This window comes from Acinetobacter sp. ABJ_C5_2 (assembly GCF_044538485.1).
GTDB classification, from domain to species: Bacteria; Pseudomonadota; Gammaproteobacteria; order Pseudomonadales; family Moraxellaceae; genus Acinetobacter; species Acinetobacter nosocomialis_A.
Window position 1 is genome coordinate 72,882 of sequence record NZ_JBIUCS010000004.1, and the last position, 21,265, is coordinate 94,146.

Annotated in this window: 17 protein-coding genes; 7 read left to right on the forward strand and 10 right to left on the reverse strand. The window is 39.9% G+C overall.

The window, feature by feature from the left end; genetic code table 11:
* Positions 1-17: 17 nt before the first annotated feature.
* The 3 genes from ACH8JV_RS07250 to ACH8JV_RS07260 all read right to left on the reverse strand — a co-directional run bounded on the left by ACH8JV_RS07250 (position 18) and on the right by ACH8JV_RS07260 (position 2,328).
* Positions 18-596 carry a dual specificity protein phosphatase family protein gene (locus ACH8JV_RS07250; protein WP_396520446.1) on the reverse strand — a complete coding sequence of 193 codons (579 nt, stop codon included), beginning with the start codon at positions 594-596 and terminating at the stop codon, positions 18-20.
* Entirely contained in the window at positions 593-1,405 is an 813-nt protein-coding gene (locus tag ACH8JV_RS07255; RefSeq protein ID WP_206261577.1) for an MBL fold metallo-hydrolase, read from the reverse strand. Before ACH8JV_RS07255 ends, ACH8JV_RS07250 begins: the two co-directional genes overlap by 4 nt.
* 272 nt (positions 1,406-1,677) lie before the next feature.
* Entirely contained in the window at positions 1,678-2,328 is a 651-nt protein-coding gene (locus ACH8JV_RS07260; RefSeq protein WP_032047687.1) for a peroxiredoxin, read from the reverse strand.
* A 406-nt stretch (positions 2,329-2,734) separates the two neighbouring features.
* Between ACH8JV_RS07260 and secA the strand changes: the two genes are divergently transcribed.
* Both secA and ACH8JV_RS07270 read left to right on the forward strand, forming a co-directional pair.
* Complete coding sequence (gene secA, locus ACH8JV_RS07265) at positions 2,735-5,458, forward strand: preprotein translocase subunit SecA (protein WP_396480999.1); 2,724 nt, start codon at positions 2,735-2,737, stop codon at positions 5,456-5,458.
* Positions 5,459-5,588: 130 nt separating this feature from the next.
* Complete coding sequence (locus ACH8JV_RS07270; RefSeq protein ID WP_039246416.1) at positions 5,589-6,032, forward strand: hypothetical protein; 444 nt, start codon at positions 5,589-5,591, stop codon at positions 6,030-6,032.
* A gap of 69 nt (positions 6,033-6,101) precedes the next feature.
* Here ACH8JV_RS07270 and ACH8JV_RS07275 read toward each other — a convergent pair whose 3' ends face one another.
* Together ACH8JV_RS07275 and ACH8JV_RS07280 are read right to left on the reverse strand one after the other, a co-directional pair.
* Positions 6,102-7,412: an MFS transporter gene (locus ACH8JV_RS07275; RefSeq protein ID WP_396520448.1), complete on the reverse strand. Its 1,311-nt coding sequence runs from the start codon at positions 7,410-7,412 to the stop codon at positions 6,102-6,104.
* A 134-nt stretch (positions 7,413-7,546) separates the two neighbouring features.
* The gene (locus ACH8JV_RS07280; RefSeq protein WP_100191809.1) at positions 7,547-8,188 is read right to left on the reverse strand and encodes a hemolysin III family protein; all 642 of its coding nucleotides are present in this window, start codon (positions 8,186-8,188) and stop codon (positions 7,547-7,549) included.
* A gap of 126 nt (positions 8,189-8,314) precedes the next feature.
* Between ACH8JV_RS07280 and ACH8JV_RS07285 the strand changes: the two genes are divergently transcribed.
* Positions 8,315-9,526: a class I SAM-dependent methyltransferase gene (locus tag ACH8JV_RS07285; RefSeq protein WP_396520450.1), complete on the forward strand. Its 1,212-nt coding sequence runs from the start codon at positions 8,315-8,317 to the stop codon at positions 9,524-9,526.
* Positions 9,527-9,539: 13 nt separating this feature from the next.
* Positions 9,540-9,959 carry a GNAT family N-acetyltransferase gene (locus ACH8JV_RS07290; protein WP_396520452.1) on the forward strand — a complete coding sequence of 140 codons (420 nt, stop codon included), beginning with the start codon at positions 9,540-9,542 and terminating at the stop codon, positions 9,957-9,959.
* A gap of 29 nt (positions 9,960-9,988) precedes the next feature.
* Here the strand turns inward: ACH8JV_RS07290 and ACH8JV_RS07295 are convergent, their stop codons facing one another.
* The 5 genes from ACH8JV_RS07295 to ACH8JV_RS07315 form a co-directional block, all read right to left on the reverse strand.
* Complete coding sequence (locus ACH8JV_RS07295) at positions 9,989-10,849, reverse strand: patatin family protein (RefSeq protein ID WP_396520454.1); 861 nt, start codon at positions 10,847-10,849, stop codon at positions 9,989-9,991.
* A 15-nt stretch (positions 10,850-10,864) separates the two neighbouring features.
* Positions 10,865-11,119, reverse strand: coding sequence for a hypothetical protein (locus ACH8JV_RS07300; protein WP_019457519.1), 255 nt, complete (start codon positions 11,117-11,119; stop codon positions 10,865-10,867).
* Between the two features lie 164 nt (positions 11,120-11,283).
* Complete coding sequence (locus ACH8JV_RS07305; RefSeq protein ID WP_396520456.1) at positions 11,284-13,419, reverse strand: 3-hydroxyacyl-CoA dehydrogenase NAD-binding domain-containing protein; 2,136 nt, start codon at positions 13,417-13,419, stop codon at positions 11,284-11,286.
* Positions 13,420-13,439: 20 nt separating this feature from the next.
* Complete coding sequence (locus ACH8JV_RS07310; RefSeq protein WP_017394131.1) at positions 13,440-14,645, reverse strand: acetyl-CoA C-acetyltransferase; 1,206 nt, start codon at positions 14,643-14,645, stop codon at positions 13,440-13,442.
* A 170-nt stretch (positions 14,646-14,815) separates the two neighbouring features.
* On the reverse strand, positions 14,816-15,826 hold the full coding sequence (locus ACH8JV_RS07315; RefSeq protein WP_002051267.1) for an AraC family transcriptional regulator: 1,011 nt from the start codon (positions 15,824-15,826) through the stop codon (positions 14,816-14,818).
* 210 nt (positions 15,827-16,036) lie between these two features.
* Here ACH8JV_RS07315 and ACH8JV_RS07320 point away from each other — a divergent pair, with 210 nt between their 5' ends.
* The 3 genes from ACH8JV_RS07320 to ACH8JV_RS07330 all read left to right on the forward strand — a co-directional run bounded on the left by ACH8JV_RS07320 (position 16,037) and on the right by ACH8JV_RS07330 (position 21,122).
* Positions 16,037-17,155: a CaiB/BaiF CoA transferase family protein gene (locus ACH8JV_RS07320; RefSeq protein ID WP_396520458.1), complete on the forward strand. Its 1,119-nt coding sequence runs from the start codon at positions 16,037-16,039 to the stop codon at positions 17,153-17,155.
* A gap of 155 nt (positions 17,156-17,310) precedes the next feature.
* Positions 17,311-18,543, forward strand: coding sequence for a carbohydrate porin (locus ACH8JV_RS07325; protein WP_396520603.1), 1,233 nt, complete (start codon positions 17,311-17,313; stop codon positions 18,541-18,543).
* Between the two features lie 173 nt (positions 18,544-18,716).
* The gene (locus tag ACH8JV_RS07330; RefSeq protein ID WP_107972450.1) at positions 18,717-21,122 is read left to right on the forward strand and encodes a glucose/quinate/shikimate family membrane-bound PQQ-dependent dehydrogenase; all 2,406 of its coding nucleotides are present in this window, start codon (positions 18,717-18,719) and stop codon (positions 21,120-21,122) included.
* The last annotated feature ends 143 nt before the right edge of the window (positions 21,123-21,265 follow it).

Consider the following 21,265-nt stretch of genomic DNA (forward strand, 5'->3'; position numbering starts at 1 on the left):
CTTTATTCAAGATCTAGTTAAGATGGATTCGACAGTTGTTGTTGAATCCATTTTACATTTTCAGGGGTGAATAACCGGTCAATATTTTTCCAAATAATATGATAACCATATCCGCCTTCCTTCATCTCTTTAACTGCATCATCAATTGCCCAGTGTTCAAAAATAATTCGATACATCGCAACGCTGGCACCAGTACGGTCTGAACCATGGTAACAATGTAATAAAACACGTTGGTTATTTTGCTTGGCAATTTTAATTTGCTGCATGACTTCTAACAGGTCTTGTCGGTTAATTGCCCACGTGTCGATAGGAACGTGAACAAGATTAAAATTCTCATTTTTAAATACTAATTCATCTGAGTCTTTAGCTCTTAAATTAATAATAGTTCCGATTTGATAACGTTTTAATTCGGGAATCATTGCAGCATTTGGTTGTTCGCTACGAAAAACATCATTGCTCACTTGATAGAAATTATGTGTTTGAGAAACTAAAGTTCCCCAATCTTTGGGTCTGTGCTCATACGCAATGCTTTCATGTTGCATACATCCCTGTAGGTTTAAACAGAGAACTAGGGCAATGAGTGAGAATTTTTTCATGTTTGATACCGTCGAAGCTCATGAGGGTCATGGGCGCAAATAATTTCAATCGTTGGCTCATGTTGAGCCAAATGTTGTAATTTTTTAAGGTTAATAAGACGCTTTTCATTATCTTCTGCAAATGTTTTTTCCAGAAGGGTCAGCGATCTTAATTTATTTGCAGGATTTAACTCTAGGTGTGAGTAGTAAGCATCTCCACAAAATAACAACCACTGATTTTGTTGTTTGATGGCAATACCACAATGTCCAGTGGAATGGCCTAATAATGGCACCATTAAAATTTCATCTTGGAATAACGGGAAACCTTTTACTTTTTCAAGATTAAACCATTTTTCACCTTGCTGATATTCAACGAAATTCCAGTATCGATGCTGATTATATTGATTGGTTCTATACCGAAGCTTACCTTTAAAATTAGGTAATTGCGCAGCATTATATTCAGTGGCTAAGACATGAACGGTGGCATGAGGAAAGTCTGAAATGCCTCCTGCATGGTCAAAGTCGAGGTGAGTTACAAAGATGTGTTGTACATCTTTAGGATGGAATCCCAATTTTTGTATTTGCTGGATTGCACTGAATTCAAGATTCGACTCAATTTTCCCCAAACGTTTGACTAAAGAGCCAAGGCGCTGTTGCATGTGTAAATAGTCTTGAAGACCAAATCCTGTATCAATCAGTACAAGCCCGCGGTCCGTCTCTACTAAAAGACAATGACATACAACTTCGGCTTTCCAGCCTTTCTGCCCAAATAAAGGCGCGCAGACAGGGCACATACTGCCGCATTTTAAATGATGAATTTTATGGATCATGATTGTTGTTTTTTGCACAAACTCCTTGGGAGTTATAACTGATCTCGACAGTAAAAACCATGTGTATTCAATAATGCAAAAAAAAGCCATCGGGTGAGATGGCTTGGAGATGGAAACATTCGTGTATGTGCTTTAGTTATTTTTCTTTGCGTTTTTTCTAATCTTTGTGTCTTACAGGGAATCTCTCAGATACCTGCCTACGCTCTTGTCTTGTAGTCAACTTTTCAAGTGTTTGCTTACGCGCTTTGCTTGTCTTGCAAGCAATAAAACCTTTAGTCGGTTTTATTGCTTTCAGGCTGTGGCGTAAGGCGCAAATAAGGTTTCACCGCAGTGTAGCCTTTAGGGAAGCGTTGTTTAATTTCTTCTTCATCTTTTAAAGAAGGAACAATCACAACATCTTCACCTTGCTGCCAGTTCGCTGGAGTAGCCACTTTATGCTTATCGGTTAATTGTAATGAATCCACGACACGTAACACTTCGTTGAAGTTACGACCAGTTGAAGCGGGGTAGGTAATAATTAAACGAACTTTTTTGTTCGGATCAATAATGACCAAAGAACGAACGGTAAGTGTTTCACTGGCATTTGGATGAATAAAGCCATAGAGCTCAGATACTTTACGATCTTTGTCAGCAATAATTGGAAAATTAACCGTAGTATTTTGAGTTTCATTAATGTCGTTAATCCAGCCTTTATGCGACTCTACATCATCTACCGATAAGGCAATCGCTTTAACATTACGTTTTTCAAACTCATCTTTTAATTTTGCTGTATAGCCTAACTCTGTTGTACATACAGGTGTATAGTCAGCGGGATGTGAGAATAAAATGCCCCAACTATCACCTAGAAAATCATAAAAACTAATTGTGCCTTCGCTTGATTCTTGTTGAAAATCAGGGGCAGTGTCTCCTAATCGTAATGTCATGATCTGTCCTCAGTTGCTTAAAATTTGTTATATGTTGAAATGACTATGCCGCAATTTATTTATTATTAAAATTATTGTTTTTTTATTTTATTATGAACTTTTTATATAAGTGTAAATATATATGACTAAAACTCGTTAATTTATGGACTGAATCAATGTAACTTTAAGATAAATTTGCTAAATTAGATTTCTCGGAAGTTGTGTTCAATAGATAAGCGTTAATGTTGAGTTTTGGGTGCCAGATGCATTAAAGGGGCTTAGAGAAACGGTAAAACCGTTTATCTAACTATCAGATTTTTTTTATGGGTTTTGTGCAAACCCCTTGTACTTCAAATTTCTGACACCATAATAAACGACTGAGAAAAAATTTATTCATTTGACCAAGCAAGATTTAGAGAGTTTATCCATGTTGGCAAGTCTGATCGGAGGTATCTTCGGTACAAAAAATGAGCGTGAACTCAAACGCATGCGCAAAATTGTTGAGCAAATCAATGCGCTCGAGCCGACGATATCAGCTTTAAGCGATGCAGACTTATCTGCAAAAACTCCAGAATTCAAACAACGTTATAACAATGGCGAAAGTTTAGATAAGTTACTCCCAGAAGCGTTTGCGGTTTGTCGTGAGGCAGCAAAACGTGTAATGGGCATGCGTCATTATGATGTGCAATTGATTGGTGGTATTACTCTTCACGAAGGCAAAATTGCCGAAATGCGTACCGGTGAAGGTAAAACCCTTATGGGTACTTTGGCGTGTTACTTAAACGCATTAAGTGGCGAAGGCGTTCATGTGATTACTGTGAACGATTATTTGGCACAGCGTGACGCTGAGTTAAACCGTCCATTATTTGAGTTCTTAGGTTTAAGCATTGGTACAATTTATTCAATGCAAGAACCGTCAGAAAAAGCAGCGGCTTACCTTGCTGACATTACCTATGGTACCAACAACGAATTTGGTTTTGACTATTTACGTGACAACATGGTGTTTTCTTTAGCAGAAAAGAAACAACGTGGTTTGCACTATGCCATTATCGATGAAGTTGACTCAATCTTGATTGATGAGGCACGTACGCCATTAATTATTTCTGGTCAAAGTGAAGACTCTTCACACCTCTATACTGCAATCAATACGATTCCACCAAAATTACGTCCGCAAAAAGAAGAAAAAGTTGCTGATGGTGGCCATTTCTGGATTGATGAAAAGCAGCGTTCAGTTGAAATGACTGAAATCGGTTATGAAACTGTAGAACAAGAACTCATTCAAATGGGCTTATTGGCTGAAGGCGAAAGCTTATATTCAGCAACAAACCTAAACCTTGTTCACCATGTATCTGCCGCTATTCGTGCACATTTCTTATTCCAACGTGACGTTCATTATATTATTCATGATGGTGAAGTCATCATTGTTGATGAGCACACTGGTCGTACAATGCCGGGTCGTCGTTGGTCAGAAGGCTTGCACCAAGCAGTTGAAGCAAAAGAGGGCTTGGAAATTCAGCCTGAAAACCAGACTTTAGCAACGACTACATTCCAGAACTATTTCCGTCTTTATAAAAAGCTTTCAGGTATGACAGGTACTGCTGATACTGAAGCTGCGGAAATGAAAGAAATTTACGGTCTTGATGTTGTCATTATTCCGACTCACCGTCCAATGATTCGTAATGACCAAAACGATTTAATCTATTTAAACCGTAATGGCAAATATAATGCGATTATTCAAGAAATTATGAATATTCGTGAGCAAGGTGTTGCACCGATTCTAATTGGTACTGCAACCATTGAAGCCAGTGAAATTCTATCTTCTAAGTTGATGCAAGCTGGTATTCACCATGAAGTGTTGAACGCTAAACAGCACGAGCGTGAAGCAGACATTATTGCTCAGGCGGGTAGCCCGAATGCAGTAACAATTGCAACCAACATGGCTGGTCGTGGTACAGATATTATCTTGGGTGGTAACTGGAAAGCGAAACTTGCCAAGCTTGAAAACCCGACAGCAGAAGATGAAGCACGTCTGAAAGCACAGTGGGAACAGGACCACGAAGATGTATTGCAAGCAGGTGGTTTGCACATTATTGGTTCTGAACGCCATGAATCACGCCGTATTGACAACCAGTTACGTGGTCGTGCGGGTCGTCAAGGTGACCCTGGTGTTTCTCGTTTCTATTTATCTCTTGAAGATGACCTCATGCGTATTTTCGCAGGTGACCGTGTTGTTGCCATGATGCGTGCAATGGGCTTACAAGAAAATGAAGCGATTGAACACAAAATGGTAAGTCGTTCTATCGAAAATGCTCAGCGTAAAGTTGAAGCACGTAACTTCGATATTCGTAAGAACTTATTGAAATACGATGACGTGAATAATGAACAACGTAAGATCATTTATTCACAACGTGATGAAGTGTTAGCTGAAAATACTTTACAAGATTACGTTGAAGAAATGCATCGTGAAGTTATGCAAGCCATGATTGCCAACTTTATTCCACCTGAGTCAATTCATGACCAATGGGATATTGAAGGTCTAGAAAATGCTTTACGTATTGATTTAGGTATTGAGCTTCCAGTTCAAGAATGGTTAGAACAAGATCGTCGTCTTGATGAAGAGGGTCTGGTTGAGCGTATTAGTGACGAAGTGCTTGAACGTTATCGTCAACGCCGTGCGCAAATGGGTGATGAGTCAGCAGCAATGCTTGAGCGTCATTTCGTTCTAAACTCTCTTGATCGCCACTGGAAAGATCACTTGGCTGCAATGGATTATTTGCGTCAAGGTATCCACTTACGTGGCTATGCGCAAAAGAACCCAGAACAGGAATACAAAAAAGAAGCATTTAACTTGTTTGTGAACATGTTAGGCGTCATTAAAACTGATGTTGTGACTGATTTGTCTCGTGTACATATTCCAACACCAGAAGAACTTGCAGAAATGGAAGCTCAACAGCAGCAGCAAGCTGAGTCGATGAAGCTTTCTTTTGAACATGATGATGTGGATGGCTTAACAGGTGCAGTGACTGCTTCTCAAGAAGCACTCAACGAGTCGACTGATGAACAACAAATGTTCCCAGTACCAGAAAGCCGTAATGCACCATGTCCATGTGGTTCTGGTTTAAAATATAAGCAGTGTCACGGCAAAATTTAATTTGCTTGATAAAAAAAGCAGAACAATTGTTCTGCTTTTTTTATGTTTGTAGTAAGCCTGTGAATAATGTTTGCAGTTTTAAGTATTAAATGCTATTTACTTCTCATCCAGAGTGTATGTTGGAAAGACAATGAAAAAAGTATTACAACCTTTATTTTTAACTGTTCTTGCTGTACCAAGTTTTGTTTTCGCAGCAGAAACAGCTTCAGCCCCTCAAACCACAACGGTTGATAAGGTTCTTGCCGCAAAAGGCCCAACTTCGGCTCAGGCTGTAGTGAAACAAGAGAATACGACGGTAATTAGCCCTCGTACAGGTATTCGTTATACATTGGGTAATACAGGTAATCGCCCAATCATTTTACAAACTGCTGCGATTGCTCCAGCAAACTCTGCAAACATTAATCGTATTGTGGCAACTAACCCAGCTTTATCTGCAAAAAGCCAAGAAAAAGCAAAAATTGCTTTAATTGGTGAAGCAGCAGTTGCGGGTGCAGCAGCTGTAGCAGCAAGTAATGTAACGGCTCCAGCACCAACAAACAGTGTTGCGCCAGCAAACCCTGCTTCAATGAATTAATTTTCATATATAAAAAAAAGCCGGTCAATTTTGAACCGGCTTTTTTTATATGAGGATGTTTGAAAATAGTTAAATCTGATTATTCACATCTACGTTCTTTGTTTCACGTATTAATAAAAATGCGACTAATGATAAAAGTGATGCCGCTGTTAGATAATAACCAACTGCATATAAACCATAAGTTTCAGCAAGTTTTGTGGCAATGAGTGGCGCAAACGATGCACCAAAAATACCAGCCAAGTTAAAGGTTAATGCTGAACCTGTATAACGAACTGAAGTTGGGAAAATTTCTGAAAGAACTGTACCAATCGGGCCATAGGTTAAACCCATAATTGATAGGCCAGTACATAAGAAAAGAAAGACGATGAGCGTATTTCCAGACTCTAACATGCTAGAAAAGAATAATCCGAAAATCGCAGCAGCGATACATACGCCAACTGATGTTGCTTTACGTCCAAATTTTTCTGCAAAAATAGCAGATAAAGGAATGAAAGCTGCAAAACAAAGTGTCGCAAAAAGTTGAAGTTCTAAAAACTCACCACGTGCATAACCCAGTTTTGTCGTTCCCCAGTTAAGCGCAAACACTGTAGTTAGATAAAACACAACGAAGGTACAGATTGCGGCAATCGTGCCGAGAATAAGCTTACCTGTGTGTTTGGTAACGACTTCTTTAAATGGAATATTAACTTCTTTTTGTTTATCTAGAACTTTTTGGAAAGCTGGAGTTTCATGGAGTTTTAAACGGATATATAAACCAACAATGACCAAAATTGCACTCGCAATAAATGGAATACGCCAGCCCCATTGCATGAATGCTTGTTCAGGAATAGCTGCACTTAAAAGTAAGAATGAACCCGTTGCTAAAATAAAACCAATAGGGGCGCCAAGCTGTGGGAACATGCCATACCATGCACGCTTACCTTCTGGTGCATTTTCGGTTGCAAGTAGTACAGCGCCACTCCATTCACCCCCTAGACCTAAGCCTTGTCCTAGACGGCAGGCTGCTAATAATAATGGAGCCACAATCCCGATTTGAGCATAAGTCGGAAGTAAGCCAATACATACCGTTGATATACCCATAGTCAGCAAAGCTGCCACTAGTGTTGCTTTACGGCCGATTCGATCCCCTAAGTGACCAAATAGTGCTGCACCAATAGGGCGGGCAATAAAGGCAATTGCAAATGTTGCGAGTGATTGTAAAACGGCAGCACTGCCACTGCTGGCAGGGAAAAATAGGTGAGGAAAAATAATCACGGCAGCAGTTGCATAGATGTAAAAGTCGAAGAACTCAATGGTTGTACCGACTAAGCTTGCAAATAAAACTCGTGTTTTCGAATTGGTGGCTACTACAGGAGCAGCTGTCACAGAGGTTGACTCCATATAAGTCCTTATATAAGTTAAAATTTATTTTTAGTTTACTATTCTCTTTAAAGGCATATTTTTCTCAAAAGAATAGTGTGAAAGAACATCATCCATGACTCTTTCAGGATCACTGAATATGAGTGAAAAATGGATTAAACAACGTACCAATAGATTGCAAGAAAGTGTGCACCTGCACCTAAAAGTACAAAAATATGCCATATCGCATGGGTATATCTTACCTTTTTTAACGCGTAAAACAATGCTCCAACAGTGTAAGCTAAACCTCCAGTAATCAATAACATCAAAGCATCTTTACTTAAATAGGTACGCATATCATCCATTACAAAAACGGCAAGCCACCCCATAAGAACATAAGCGAGCAAAGAGATTTTCTGAAAACGATGAATAAAAACTAACTTGAAAAGTGTACCAATTGCAGCAATGCTCCAGAGTGCAATAAGTAAAACATGGGCTTTTTGTGTGGGTATCGCAATGCTTAAGAATGGGGTATATGTACCGGCAATTAAATAATAAATAGCGGTGTGGTCGAGTTTTTTATACCAGTAACGTAAGTTTTGGGTCTGCGCAAAATGATACAGAGTCGAGCTGGTAAAAACGAGAATCAGACTAAATGAGTATACCCATAAACCGATCCACTGCCCGGTGGAAAGATAAGATCCTTTAATAATTAAAAGGATAGAGGCAACCACGGCCATAACAACGCCAGCACCATGGCTGTAGGCATTAAAAAGTTCTTCTTTAGGATCGTAAGTTTCTAACACCGATTTGCTCATAAGTTTATTTTTTGATTAAAAATACAAATGTATAGAAATACAAAACAGTCGTAAAGTTATTTTATTTTTAATCCTATACCCTTTAAACTTTCAGTTTATATGAGTCACCATTCTTTAGGTATATCTGTGTCGGTTTTCTCCTTTGAGCAAGAACAGCAATTCTTTCATGAAATCAAACAAATGCTTGATGAGCAGAGTTTTGAGCGTTTGATTTTGAGCCAATATAAAGGAGAGTTGGCACAGCTAGAAAAAATCACTTTCCGTATTGTAGAGTTAAATGGGAAAAAGCAGCTTTCAGCTTTATATCATTACACTACTCAAGATGTGACCAAAAACTATACCTTTGAAGAGGGTTTGGAACAGATTGCAACGCTTATTAATCAATGTAAACAAGCAAATTTATTTTCAACTCTTCAAGAAATTCAGCTTAAAAAAAATAAGAAAAAAGCCATGCTTAATATTGGTAAAAAACAAACTGTAAATACGACTCCAACTGTACAAGCGCATGATCGTGAGAAACAACGTTATGTACAGCAGAGTAGTGCATTTTTAAAAGAGCTTGGTATTACTGATGAGAAAGCTCAAATCATTCCAAGTATGGCTCGTAAATGGAAGCAGATTAATAAATTTATCGAAATTTTTGCGAGCGCATATGAACAAATTAATACAGAACAAAAAGAGTTACGAATTGTCGATTTTGGTTCAGGGAAAGGTTATTTAACTTTTGCTTTGTATGATTATTTACAGGAACAACAAAAAATTCCTTTAATTACTGGTGTTGAGCTTCGTCATAACTTGGTGGAGTTCTGCCAGAATGTGGCAGACAAAGTGCATTTTAATCATTTGGACTTTTTTGAAGGCGATGTTCGTAGTTATCAGCCAGAAAAGCTGGACGTTATGATTGCTTTGCATGCGTGTGATATTGCGACTGATTTTGCCATTCATACCGGAATTCGTTTGAACGCTTCAATGATTATGTGCGCGCCATGCTGTCACAAAGAATTACGTCCACAACTGCATAGTCCTGAAGTTCTACAACCGATGCTACAGTTTGGTATTCATGCGGGGCAACAAGCTGAGATGTTGACCGATACTTTGCGTGCGTTACTTTTAAAAGCATATGGTTATGAAACCAAAGTTTTTGAGTTTGTATCGCTTGAACATACCAGCAAAAATAAAATGATTTTGGCAACAAAACGCAAAGATGTTTCTCAACCTGATGCGAAGATTATGGCTCAAATTCAAGCATTGAAAGAAATGTACGGAATTAAAAAACAGACCTTAGAATTGTTGTTACAAGATCAGTTACCAATCGAAAATATTGGCTGTAAATGCTAGGAAGGTGAGTAGGATGTATGAAGTTATAGCGGGTGGTTGGGAACAGCTTGAGAAAGATGCGAAATACATCCGTGAGCACGTCTTTATTCAAGAGCAAGGCATTGCATCCGAAGATGAATGGGATGATTTTGATGCCACTGCTGTGCACTTTATGGTGTATGACAAAGAGCAGCCTATTGCTACAGCACGTTTGTTACCGCAGCATAGCGTAGGGCGTGTTGCTGTTTTAATGCTTTATCGAAAGCAGGGTATAGGTAAAATTCTAATGCAGCATATTATTGAATATGCGCGCCAACATAAATTGCCTTATTTAAAGCTTTCCGCGCAAACCTATGTGACGGCTTTTTACGAAGCTTTAGGTTTTCATGTGCAAGGTGAGGTTTACGAAGACTGTGGCATTCCACATATTGATATGATTTTAGAATTAACTTGAGACTTCTTTTTAGAAATCTCAAGTTGGATTTATTTCATTGTATTCCAGCTTTCAATTGCTTGTAGCCCTGTTTCTAAGCCGACTTCATAACTGTAGCGAAGCTTTTTCGGGTTAGTAGTTAAACGGCCAGCCATATTTTTAAGTGGTGGTGGACAAACTTCTAAAATTTGCTGTTCTGGATTTTCACCACGAACAAAATCGACCGAAGCGTTATAACGAGCACAACGGCTACGTAAGCTGTTTGCAAAACCATAATGATGTTTAAACGCATATTTCGCGAGGAATTGATCACCTCGACTACTCTCCTTAAAGTAATTTTTCGGGCGAGTACGTAAAACTAACAGCTTTTTAACGCCACTTTGCTGAGCCGTCCAGCGAACGGGTAGGGCATCTGCAACGCCGCCATCAAAGTATGGTTCACCCATAATATCGACGGGATGACGTGTTAAAACCGGAATTGAGCTAGAAGCACGCAGTGCATTTAACAGATTATCTTTACCAGCACGAAGATACTCAGCATTGCCTGTTTTGGCATGCGTCAACACCATATAAAAATCTGGATTTTTGGCAAAAAGGCTCTGTTGATCAAGAGGATGTTCTTTTTCACCAATTTCCCACATCCATTTTAAATCAAGTAAATCGCCACCTTTAAAGAAGCGCTTATAATCGATAAATTCAGGACGTAATGAATGGTCAACATAGAATGTTAAAGTTCGGCCTTGTTGACCTGCTAAGTAGTTAGCCACATTGGTCGAACCAGAAGATACACCAACGTATAAGTCAAAAGGATTGAACTGTTGTTGTAGAAAAGCATCAAGTACACCACTGGTAAAGGCACCACGCATGCCTCCACCTTCTACAACCAGTGCATTGCGGGAAAAATCTGTCATTTGAAAAATATCTGATTACTGATGTGAATGCTGATGTTCTTGCATGTCCATTCCAGGCATGTTGTCATGCTGGCTTTGTTGATCTGTCGATTTTTCAGCTTTTTGTTGCATTTCGTGCTGTTGAGCTTTGCGCTGAGCACCTGGCATATAGTCAGGTTCATTACTCATTGCTAAATAGAAAAAGCCAAGGAAAATCGCACTTAAAACACCAACGATCAGAACAAATTTCCAGCCTAAAACTGCTGATTCGGAAGAATTTTTATCGGACATAAGGATTTCTCGAATGTGCTGTAGAAGCACAAAAATGAAGTCTATTTATAGCATATTTAGGCTGTAGGCAGAAATCTTAAAGAACATAAAGAAAAACCCATATAAATAAAATATATTTATATGGGTAAGGTTTATGCAGTTTTTAAATATTTAATAGATTTAAATTATTGAATATTTTGTTTCTGCTCAGCTTTGGTTTTGAGTAATGCTGGTGGTGTGAATCTCTCACCATATTTGGCAGCTAATTCTTCTGCGCGTTTCTCTGCTTTATCAATACCATATTGGTTCAGGAACTGAATCGCTCCGCCCGTCCAAGGCGCATAACCAATTCCAAAAATAGAACCGACGTTGGCATCAATAACCGACTCCAATACACCTTCTTCGTAACAACGTAAGGTATCTAAAGCCTGTACAAACAAAATACGGTCAATCATATCTTGTTCGGAGATATCATGATCTTTTTGCCAGCGGTTTAAGCCTTCCCATAGGTGTTTTTTGCCATTTTCAGGATAATCATAAAAACCTGCGCCAGCAGCTTTACCTTTACGGTTTAATTCATGAATCATGGTATGAATCACTTCATCTACTGGTGTTTTCGGTAACTCTTTGCCTTCAGCTAGTAGGGCTTTACGTGCTTCACTGGCAACATGCTCGGTTAGGGTTAAAGATACTTCATCTTGAATCGCAAGTGGTCCCACAGGCATGCCAGCTTTCAGTGCTGCCATTTCAATACGCGCTGGGTGGACGCCTTCGGCAAGCAAGCGCATACCTTCTTGAATGAAAGTACCAAACACACGACTGGTAAAGAAACCACGGCTATCATTGACAACAATTGGCGTTTTTCCAATTTGCTGTACGAAGTCGTAGGCTTTAGCAAGTGTCTCTGCGGAGGTGTTTTTACCTTTAATAATCTCAACCAACTGCATTTTGTCGACAGGGCTAAAGAAATGCAGACCAATAAACGTTTTATCATCTTTACTTGCTTGCGCTAAGCCTGTAATTGGCAGGGTCGATGTATTCGATGCCATTACGCCATTAGGGGCTAAATATTGTTCAGCTTCTTGAGTGACTTTCGCTTTGAGTTCTTGGTTTTCAAATACCGCTTCAATAATCAGGTCACAACCTTGTAAGTCTTGAGCTGAAGCTGTAGCTGTAATGAGCGATAAAACCTGATCACGTTTTTCTGCCGTCATGCGGCCTTGTGAAACACGTTTGTCTAGGAGTTTTTGTGAATAGGCTTTACCTTTCTCAGCATTTTCAACAGATACATCTTTAAGTACAACCGGAATGCCTTTAATGGCTGTTGAATATGCAATACCAGCACCCATCATGCCTGCACCTAACACACCAACTTTAGTCGCTTGCCATTTTGCAACGTCGGCAGGGCGGCTTGCACCAGACTTAATTGCATTTAGGCCATGCCAGAAAGTGCCGATCATATTTTTAGAAATTTGGCCTGTTGTAAGTTGAGTAAAGTAGCGAGACTCAATACGTAAAGCAGTATCTACATCAACTTGAGCGCCTTCAACTGCAGCAGCCATAATCGCTTCAGGGGCAGGGTAGCAGCCTTTAGTTTTGTCTTTTAACATGGCTGGTGCAATTGCAAGAACTTGTGCAACTGCTGGAGTTTTTGGATCACCACCCGGAATTTTATAACCCTTCACATCAAAAGGCTGCTGAGATTTTGGATTTGCTTTGATCCAAGAAATTGCTTTATCTAAAAGCTCTTGTTCATTTTCAGCTGTGTCATGAATTAAGCCTAAAGATTTGGCTTTATCGACACCGAACTGCTTACCTTCCATTAAAAATGGAAATGCATTTTGAAGACCGAGCAAACGGACCATACGTACAATACCACCGCCACCCGGAAGTAAACCTAAAGTAACTTCTGGTAGGCCAAATTTGCTTTTTGGGTCATTGATTGCAATACGGTGATGGCAACTTAATGCGATTTCCCATCCTCCGCCCAGTGCCGTGCCATTCAATGCTGCAACAACTGGAACTCCTAGTGTTTCAATCGTTCTTAGATGTCCTTTTAACTTCTCAACCATATTGAAAAAGTCAGTTGCATGCTCAGGTTGAACTTGAATCAGTTCATCTAAATCACCACCAGCAAAGAATGTTTTTTTAGCTGAACGGAAAATAACGCCTGAAAGTTCCGTTTCTGCTTTAAGTTTCTGAGTGACCTCATCAAGCGAGTCACGAAACTCAGCATTCATGGTGTTTGCAGATTGTCCAGTTGAATCAAGCGTTAAAATGACAATATTGTCGGCATTATTTTCGTATTGAATTGCACTCATCTTTATCTATCCCTAAATTTTTATACACGTTCAATAATGGTGGCAATACCCATACCACCGCCGACACAGAGCGTCGCTAAACCGCGCTTTTTATCTTGTCGTTCAAGCTCATCAAGTAGGGTGCCTAAAATCATGGCACCAGTTGCGCCTAAAGGATGTCCTAAAGCAATTGCACCGCCATTTACATTGACTTTCTCAGCAGGGACATTGAGCTCATTTATAAAACGCATCACGACAGCTGCGAATGCTTCGTTGACTTCAAATAAGTCAATATCATCAATTGTTAGTCCAGCTTTTTCCAAGGCTTTACGTGCAGCAGGTGCAGGACCAGTTAGCATGATGGTTGGGTCGGTACCGACTAGGGCAGTCGCCAAAACTTTAGCGCGTGGTTTTAAATTTTGTTCTTTCACTGCTTTTTCTGAAGCCAGTAAAACGAGAGCTGCTCCATCGACAATACCTGATGAGTTACCGGCATGATGAACATGATTTACTTTTTGTGCTTCTGGATATTTTTGTAAAGCAACTGAATCAAAACCCATTTGCCCCATCATTTCAAAACTTGGGTTGAGTTTTGCAAGGCCTTCGAGTGTGGTATTGCCTTTAATAAATTCATCTTTTTCTAAAATCACCACACCTGAATGATCTTTGACTGGCACGACTGATTGATTGAAATAACCATTTGCTTGAGCTGCTGCTGCTTTTTGTTGCGACTTTACGGCAAAATTATCAACATCTTCACGGCTATAGCCGTCTAAGGTTGCGATAAGATCAGCCCCGATACCTTGTGGAACAAAAGATGATTTAAGGTTGGTTTCTGGATCTAACGCCCATGGTCCGCCATCAGAACCCATTGGAATACGCGACATTGATTCAACACCACCAGCAACCACTAAATCTTCCCAACCAGAGCGGACTTTCATTGCTGCCATGTTGACGGCTTCTAAACCTGAAGCACAAAAGCGGTTAATTTGTACGCCAGCAACATCATCATTCCAACCAGCAGCAATTGCTGCGGTTTTGGCAATGTCCCCACCTTGATCGCCAATTGGTGTTACGCAGCCCAGAACAATATCGTCCACTTTAGATGTATCAAGCTGATGGCGCTGTTGCAATTCGTTTAATAGGGTGGTGAGTAATGATATTGGTTTTACTTCATAAAGAGAGCCGTCTTTTTTTCCTTTTCCGCGTGGTGTGCGAATGGCATCAATAATATAAGCCTCGCTCATAACAGTTCCTTTTTTATTGCTTAAAATTTATTTGTGCTTTGAGTGTACTGGTTTTAATAGCGAGCGCAATGACGATAAGCACACCAGTCAGGTGATGATTTTTGCCAATAGAAATACAAAAAAGCCCAAGTTGAACTTGGGCTAAATGTGAAACTAAAGAGATTTAAGAATTAGTGGTAGCCGTGTAGCTGACGATATAAACCAGGCGTTACACCAGTCCACTTTTTAAATGCGCGGTGGAACGTACTCGTTTCACTAAAGCCAACTTGTTGAGCAACATCTTCAAGTGTTAATTCAGGGTTGAGCAACAAGTGAATCGCAGCATCTCGACGTAGAGCATCTTTTACGCCTTGATAGCTTTTACCTTCAGCAGCCAAGCGGCGACGTAAAGTTTGCGGAGATAAATACAGCATTGATGCAACGTCATTAAGCGTTGGCATTTCTTCACCAATTTGACTCTTAAGTACATCACGAATACGAGAAGTCAATGAGTTGGTGTTTTTGAATTTTACTAAAAGCTGAGCAGGAGCTGCTTTTAGGAACTCTTCAAGCGTTTTTTCATCTTGGCGGATTGGTAAGTCAAGATAATCAGCTGCAAAAGTTATTTCGGTGCGTGGTGCATCAAACTGCATGACTGGTGCAAAGAATAATGCATCGTATTCATCTGCATGAGCAGGACGTGGATAGCTAAAATGAACACGCTCTAAAGGTAAACGACGTTCAATCAACCATGATGCCAAACCATGCCAAATCATGAGCATACTTTCAGTAATGAAATGATCTGGATCTAATGTTTTTGGAATGAGAGGAACCAAACGCGCTTCGTGTTTGTCTCGCTCTAGTGTTACCGACCATTCATCACCAAATAACTTGTAAAATTGAGATGAAAGTTCGAGGGCTTGTCCCAAAGTTTTTGCATGAATAATCAACTGACACATAATGGCAAAAGTGCCCAAACGACGCGGTTGTACATCAAAACCGACGTGTTCGTCTTGGGTGACCATCCATAGCATTTTTATAAAACGGGTATATTGTTCTGGTGAGATTCGAGCTTTAGGTTGACGTAATAGTTCCGCTTCGATACCCACATGTGAAAGTAACGTCTCGACATCCATGCCAAGGCGTTTTACGCCTGTCAAAGCCGCATTCACGAAGTGGATGCTAATCGTATCGCGACTCATATTGAATCCTTCAGTCTCTTTGATGTTCACTTTAAATTGACCTAAATGACCGTCTAAAAAAATAAATTGGCGATTTACAACAGTGTAAAAGCACTTTTTACATGTTAAATTGCCGAAATGATCAAGGTAAATGGCTGAACATGACATTGTTTTAGAATATTTGCTTAACTAATATAAAAGAAAATTCGAATAATAGTGGTTAAAAATACGATGACGACAGCATTAAATGGACTTAAAGTTCTCGATTTCTCGACGCTCTTACCTGGACCTTTTGCCACAATGTACTTAGCCGATATGGGAGCAGAAGTCATCCATATCGAATCTCCATCACGTCCAGATCTCATCCGGATTATGCCGCCCTATGCCAATGGACAAGCAACTGCACATAGTTATCTAAATCGAAATAAACAGTCGATTGTTCTCGACTTAAAAGATGCTGCAAGTATTGATTTGATTAAAGCTAAGATTTCCGAGTTTGATATCGTCATAGAACAGTTTCGGCCAGATGTTATGCGCCGTTTAGGATTGGACTATGCAACGCTTGCAGAAATTAACCCACGTTTAATTTATTGCTCAATTACAGGTTATGGGCAAACTGGAAACTATAAAGATCGAGCTGGACATGACATTAATTATTTAGCTTTAGCGGGTATTGCTGGATATAGTGGTCGACAAGATAATGGTCCACCACCGCTTGGCATTCAGGTTGCCGATATTGCAGGCGGATCATTACATGCAGTTATTGCGATTTTGGCTGCGGTCGTCGAACGCAGTCGTAGCGGTATGGGACAATATATTGATATTTCCATGACCGATTGTGTGGCGAGTTTAAATAGCATGGCAGCATCAGCTACGCTTGCAGCACAAGTTGAACAGGCACCAGAGCAGAGTATGCTCAATGGCGGTATTTTTTATGACTATTATATGACTCAAGATGGTCGTTATCTTTCTATTGGTAGTCTTGAGCCACAATTTATGGCTGGTTTGTCTGCTGCATTAGATTTACCCGTGCTGTTGCAAAAAGGCGCGTCATTAGATATTCAAGATCGACAAGAAGTGAAGCAAGCTATTCAAGAAAAAATTAAAGCCAAAACATTTAAAGAATGGCATGAAATTTTTGCAAATCTCGATGTTTGTGTAGAGCCAGTATTGAGTTTGAGTGAGGCTTTAAACTCGCCGTTAGCACAACAACGTGGATGGATTGTGAATGTTCCTTTGCAAAATAATACGGCTGATACAGAACCGCAGATTGCATGCCCAATAAAGTTTTCACGTTCACAAATGCGATATTCCTTTGTAGGTCAAAAGCTTGGCGAGGGACAGTGGTAATGTCTTGGGGCTATTTCTTATACAGTGTGTATTAAGATTATTATCTGATTAATCAATTGATTAACATTTTGAATAATTTCTTTACATAAAATTAGCGTAACCTTTATAAACAAAGACATAAAAGGTACGTAAACATGAAAACGCATAAATCTTTGATGGTTTCCTGTTTATCCGTTTTATCAATTACTCTTTTTGTTCAGCATGCACAAGCTGCTGCTGCATTTGACCCAAATAGTTCTTGGATGTTGGGTGATTGGAACGGGCAACGCACAGCGTTGCAAGCACAAGGTTATGATTTTTCTTTTGGATATACCGGTGAATATGCCGGTATTTTAGATTCAAAGAATACATCTTCGCATGGTAGTGCTTATACAGGGCAACTCGCTTTAGGTTCGCATTTGGACCTAGGTAAAATTTTAGGGTGGCAAGATACAGAAGCTCAAATCACATTAACTTATCGTGATGGGCAATCGCTTTCTGAACATTCTCCAGCTTTAGCTGGACACATTAGTTCTGCACAAGAAGTGTGGGGGCGTGAGCAAACTTGGCGTTTAACAGACTTGTGGATTAAGAAAAAATTCCTTGATCAGAAGTTAGACGTTAAAGTCGGTCGTTTTGGTGAAGGTGAAGACTTTAATAGTTTTGACTGTGACTTCCAGAACTTGGCGCTTTGTGGTTCACAAGTGGGTAACTGGGTAGGCGACCAATGGTATAACTGGCCAGTTAGCCAATGGGCAATGCGTGTTAAGTATAACTTACAACCCGATTTATATACGCAAGTGGGTGTATATGAATATAACCCAGAGAACTTGGAACGAGGCAAAGGTTTTAACCTAAGCACAGATGGTTCTCACGGTGCAATTATTCCAGCAGAAGTAGTTTGGTCACCTAAATTAGGTGCGCAAAGCATGGCTGGTGAATACCGTCTAGGTTATTACTATAGCACTGCTGATGCAGAGGAAATTACCAATCCAACCAAAACATCTCATAAGCAAGGTGTTTGGGTAACTGCAAAACAAAAATTATTCCAGCCAGCTGATCAAACTGATCGTGGTTTGACTGGATTTGTGAACCTGACGTTCCACGACTCTGATACCAACAAAATTGATAACATGCAAAATGTAGGCTTGGTCTATAAAGGTTTGCTCAATCAACGTCCTCAAGATGAGTTGGCACTTGGCGTTGCTCGCATTCATATCAATGATGACTGGAGCGATATTCAAGCCAAAGAATATGACACTGAATACAATACCGAGCTTTACTACGGTATTCATGCCACTAACTGGCTAACTATTCGTCCAAATGTGCAATATGTTCGTCATGTTGGTGCATTAAAAAATGGTGATAACACTTGGGTAGGCGGTATTAAATTCTCAACCGTATTCTAAGTAATTATTCCGAAAAACGGATTGTCGAGGGCTAAATCATTGATTGAAGTATCCAGACCTTCCGTTTTTTCTTTATGCCTGAATTTTGTTTTAGATGTATTGGTTATGCCATTTCTCTATAAGGTTTTTGGCACATCTTTCCGATAAAAATGATGATTGATAAGAGGTGGTTTATGAATCAACCTTCTTCAAGATCAGGTTTAACGACTTTTACCGTAATCATTATTGGGTTATTGGCGTTATTCCTGCTAATTGGAGGTATTTGGCTCGCTACACTAGGCGGTTCAATTTACTACATTGTAGCTGGAGTCTTGCTTCTCATTGTTACATGGCAACTCTACAAGCGTGCTTCAACTGCTTTGTGGGTGTATGCCGCATTAATGCTAGGTACCATTATCTGGAGTGTCTGGGAAGTTGGAACAGACTTTTGGGCGCTTGCACCACGTTTAGATATTTTAGGTATTCTTGGTTTATGGTTATTGGTTCCGGCTGTGACTCGTGGAATCAACAACCTTGGATCAAGTAAAGTTGCCTTATCTTCAACTTTAGCGATTGCAATCGTGTTGATGGTTTATTCTATCTTCAACGATCCGCAAGAAATTAATGGTGAGATCAAAACACCTCAACCAGAAACTGCTCAAGCCGTTCCTGGTGTAGCAGAGAGTGATTGGCCTGCTTATGGTCGTACTCAAGCTGGTGAGCGTTATTCTCCACTCAAACAGATTAATGACCAAAACGTCAAAGATTTGAAAGTGGCTTGGACATTACGTACTGGTGATTTCAAAACAGATAACGATTCGGGTGAAACAACCAATCAGGTTACGCCAATTAAAATTGGTAATAACATGTTTATCTGTACGGCTCACCAACAGTTAATTGCGATTGATCCAGCGACTGGTAAAGAAAAATGGCGTTTTGATCCGAAGCTTAAGACGGATAAATCGTTCCAGCATTTAACTTGCCGTGGTGTAATGTACTACGATGCAAACAATACAACTGAGTTTGCAACGAGTCTTCAAAGCAAGAAATCTAGCTCTACACAATGTCCACGTAAGGTATTTGTACCAGTCAACGATGGACGTTTAGTTGCTGTGAATGCTGACACTGGTAAAGCATGTACTGACTTTGGTGAAAATGGTGAAGTGAATTTACAAAAATTCATGCCATATGCTTACCCGGGTGGTTATAACCCAACATCTCCTGGTGTTGTGACAGGTTCAACTGTCGTAATTGCAGGTTCTGTAACAGACAACTATTCAAGTAAAGAGCCATCAGGTGTAATTCGTGGCTACGATGTTAACACTGGTAAGCTTCTTTGGGCATTCGACACGGGTGCAGCAGATCCAAATGCAATGCCAGGCGAAGGTACGACCTTTGTTCATAACTCGCCAAATGCTTGGGCACCTTTAGCATATGATGCCAAACTTGATATTGTTTATGTTCCAACAGGTGTAGGTACTCCAGATATCTGGGGTGGTGACCGTACTGAGTTGAAAGAGCGTTATGCGAACTCAATGTTAGCGATTAATGCTTCAACTGGTAAATTGATATGGAACTTCCAGACAACCCATCACGATTTATGGGATATGGACGTACCATCTCAACCATCTTTGGCAGATATTAAAGACAAAACAGGTAAAACTGTTCCAGCAATCTATGTATTGACTAAAACAGGTAATGCCTTTGTTCTTGACCGTCGTAATGGTCAGCCAATTGTTCCTGTAACTGAAAAACCAGTTCCACAAACAGTTAAGCGCGGACCACAAACCAAAGGCGAGCATTATTCAAAAACTCAGCCATTCTCTGACTTGAACTTGGCGCCACAAGACAAATTGACTGATAAAGACATGTGGGGTGCCACAATGCTTGATCAGCTCATGTGTCGTGTATCTTTCAAACGTCTAAATTACGATGGTATTTATACACCACCATCTGAAAACGGTACTTTAGTTTTCCCTGGTAACTTAGGTGTGTTTGAATGGGGCGGCATGTCGGTTAACCCTGACCGTCAAGTTGCTGTAATGAACCCGATTGGTCTGCCATTCGTAAGCCGTTTAATTCCTGCTGATCCAAACCGTGCAGAAACTGCAAAAGGTGCGGGAACTGAGCAGGGTGTACAACCAATGTATGGTGTACCTTATGGTGTCGAAATCAGCGCATTCTTATCTCCGCTTGGTTTACCTTGTAAACAACCAGCTTGGGGTTATGTTGCTGGCGTAGATTTGAAAACGCATCAGGTTGTATGGAAAAAACGTATTGGTACTATCCGTGATAGCTTGCCAAAACTATTCCAATTACCAGCTGTGAAAATTGGTGTTCCTGGTTTAGGTGGTTCAATTTCTACCGCAGGTAATGTCATGTTTGTTGGTGCAACTCAAGATAACTACATCCGTGCCTTTAACGTTACGAATGGTAAGAAACTTTGGGAAGCGCGTTTACCAGCAGGTGGACAAGCAACGCCAATGACTTATGAAATCAACGGTAAGCAATACGTTGTGATCATGGCCGGTGGTCATGGTTCATTTGGTACAAAAATGGGCGACTATTTAGTGGCTTATGCATTGCCAGATAACAAATAAACCTTTGCTATAAAAAAAGCCCAGATTGATCTGGGCTTTTTTATGTCGATTTATATAAGCTTATCAATAAAATCGTTATTAAATATGCAAAAAAAGCATTTTATTGATGAATAAAAGCTCGCTATGCTATCCGCCTTAATAAT

Excerpts from the sequence above, each read along its gene's own strand:
- ACH8JV_RS07330 (WP_107972450.1), top strand. The coding sequence starts at position 18,717 with ATGAATCAACCTTCTTCAAGATCAGGTTTAACGACTTTTACCGTAATC.
- ACH8JV_RS07305 (WP_396520456.1), bottom strand. The coding sequence starts at position 13,419 with ATGAGTGCAATTCAATACGAAAATAATGCCGACAATATTGTCATTTTA.
- ACH8JV_RS07320 (WP_396520458.1), top strand. The coding sequence starts at position 16,037 with ATGACGACAGCATTAAATGGACTTAAAGTTCTCGATTTCTCGACGCTC.
- ACH8JV_RS07255 (WP_206261577.1), bottom strand. The coding sequence starts at position 1,405 with ATGATCCATAAAATTCATCATTTAAAATGCGGCAGTATGTGCCCTGTC.
- ACH8JV_RS07250 (WP_396520446.1), bottom strand. The coding sequence starts at position 596 with ATGAAAAAATTCTCACTCATTGCCCTAGTTCTCTGTTTAAACCTACAG.
- ACH8JV_RS07290 (WP_396520452.1), top strand. The coding sequence starts at position 9,540 with ATGTATGAAGTTATAGCGGGTGGTTGGGAACAGCTTGAGAAAGATGCG.
- ACH8JV_RS07275 (WP_396520448.1), bottom strand. The coding sequence starts at position 7,412 with ATGGAGTCAACCTCTGTGACAGCTGCTCCTGTAGTAGCCACCAATTCG.
- secA (WP_396480999.1), top strand. The coding sequence starts at position 2,735 with ATGTTGGCAAGTCTGATCGGAGGTATCTTCGGTACAAAAAATGAGCGT.
- ACH8JV_RS07280 (WP_100191809.1), bottom strand. The coding sequence starts at position 8,188 with ATGAGCAAATCGGTGTTAGAAACTTACGATCCTAAAGAAGAACTTTTT.
- ACH8JV_RS07270 (WP_039246416.1), top strand. The coding sequence starts at position 5,589 with ATGAAAAAAGTATTACAACCTTTATTTTTAACTGTTCTTGCTGTACCA.
- ACH8JV_RS07315 (WP_002051267.1), bottom strand. The coding sequence starts at position 15,826 with ATGAGTCGCGATACGATTAGCATCCACTTCGTGAATGCGGCTTTGACA.
- ACH8JV_RS07300 (WP_019457519.1), bottom strand. The coding sequence starts at position 11,119 with ATGTCCGATAAAAATTCTTCCGAATCAGCAGTTTTAGGCTGGAAATTT.
- ACH8JV_RS07310 (WP_017394131.1), bottom strand. The coding sequence starts at position 14,645 with ATGAGCGAGGCTTATATTATTGATGCCATTCGCACACCACGCGGAAAA.
- ACH8JV_RS07325 (WP_396520603.1), top strand. The coding sequence starts at position 17,311 with ATGGTTTCCTGTTTATCCGTTTTATCAATTACTCTTTTTGTTCAGCAT.
- ACH8JV_RS07260 (WP_032047687.1), bottom strand. The coding sequence starts at position 2,328 with ATGACATTACGATTAGGAGACACTGCCCCTGATTTTCAACAAGAATCA.
- ACH8JV_RS07295 (WP_396520454.1), bottom strand. The coding sequence starts at position 10,849 with ATGACAGATTTTTCCCGCAATGCACTGGTTGTAGAAGGTGGAGGCATG.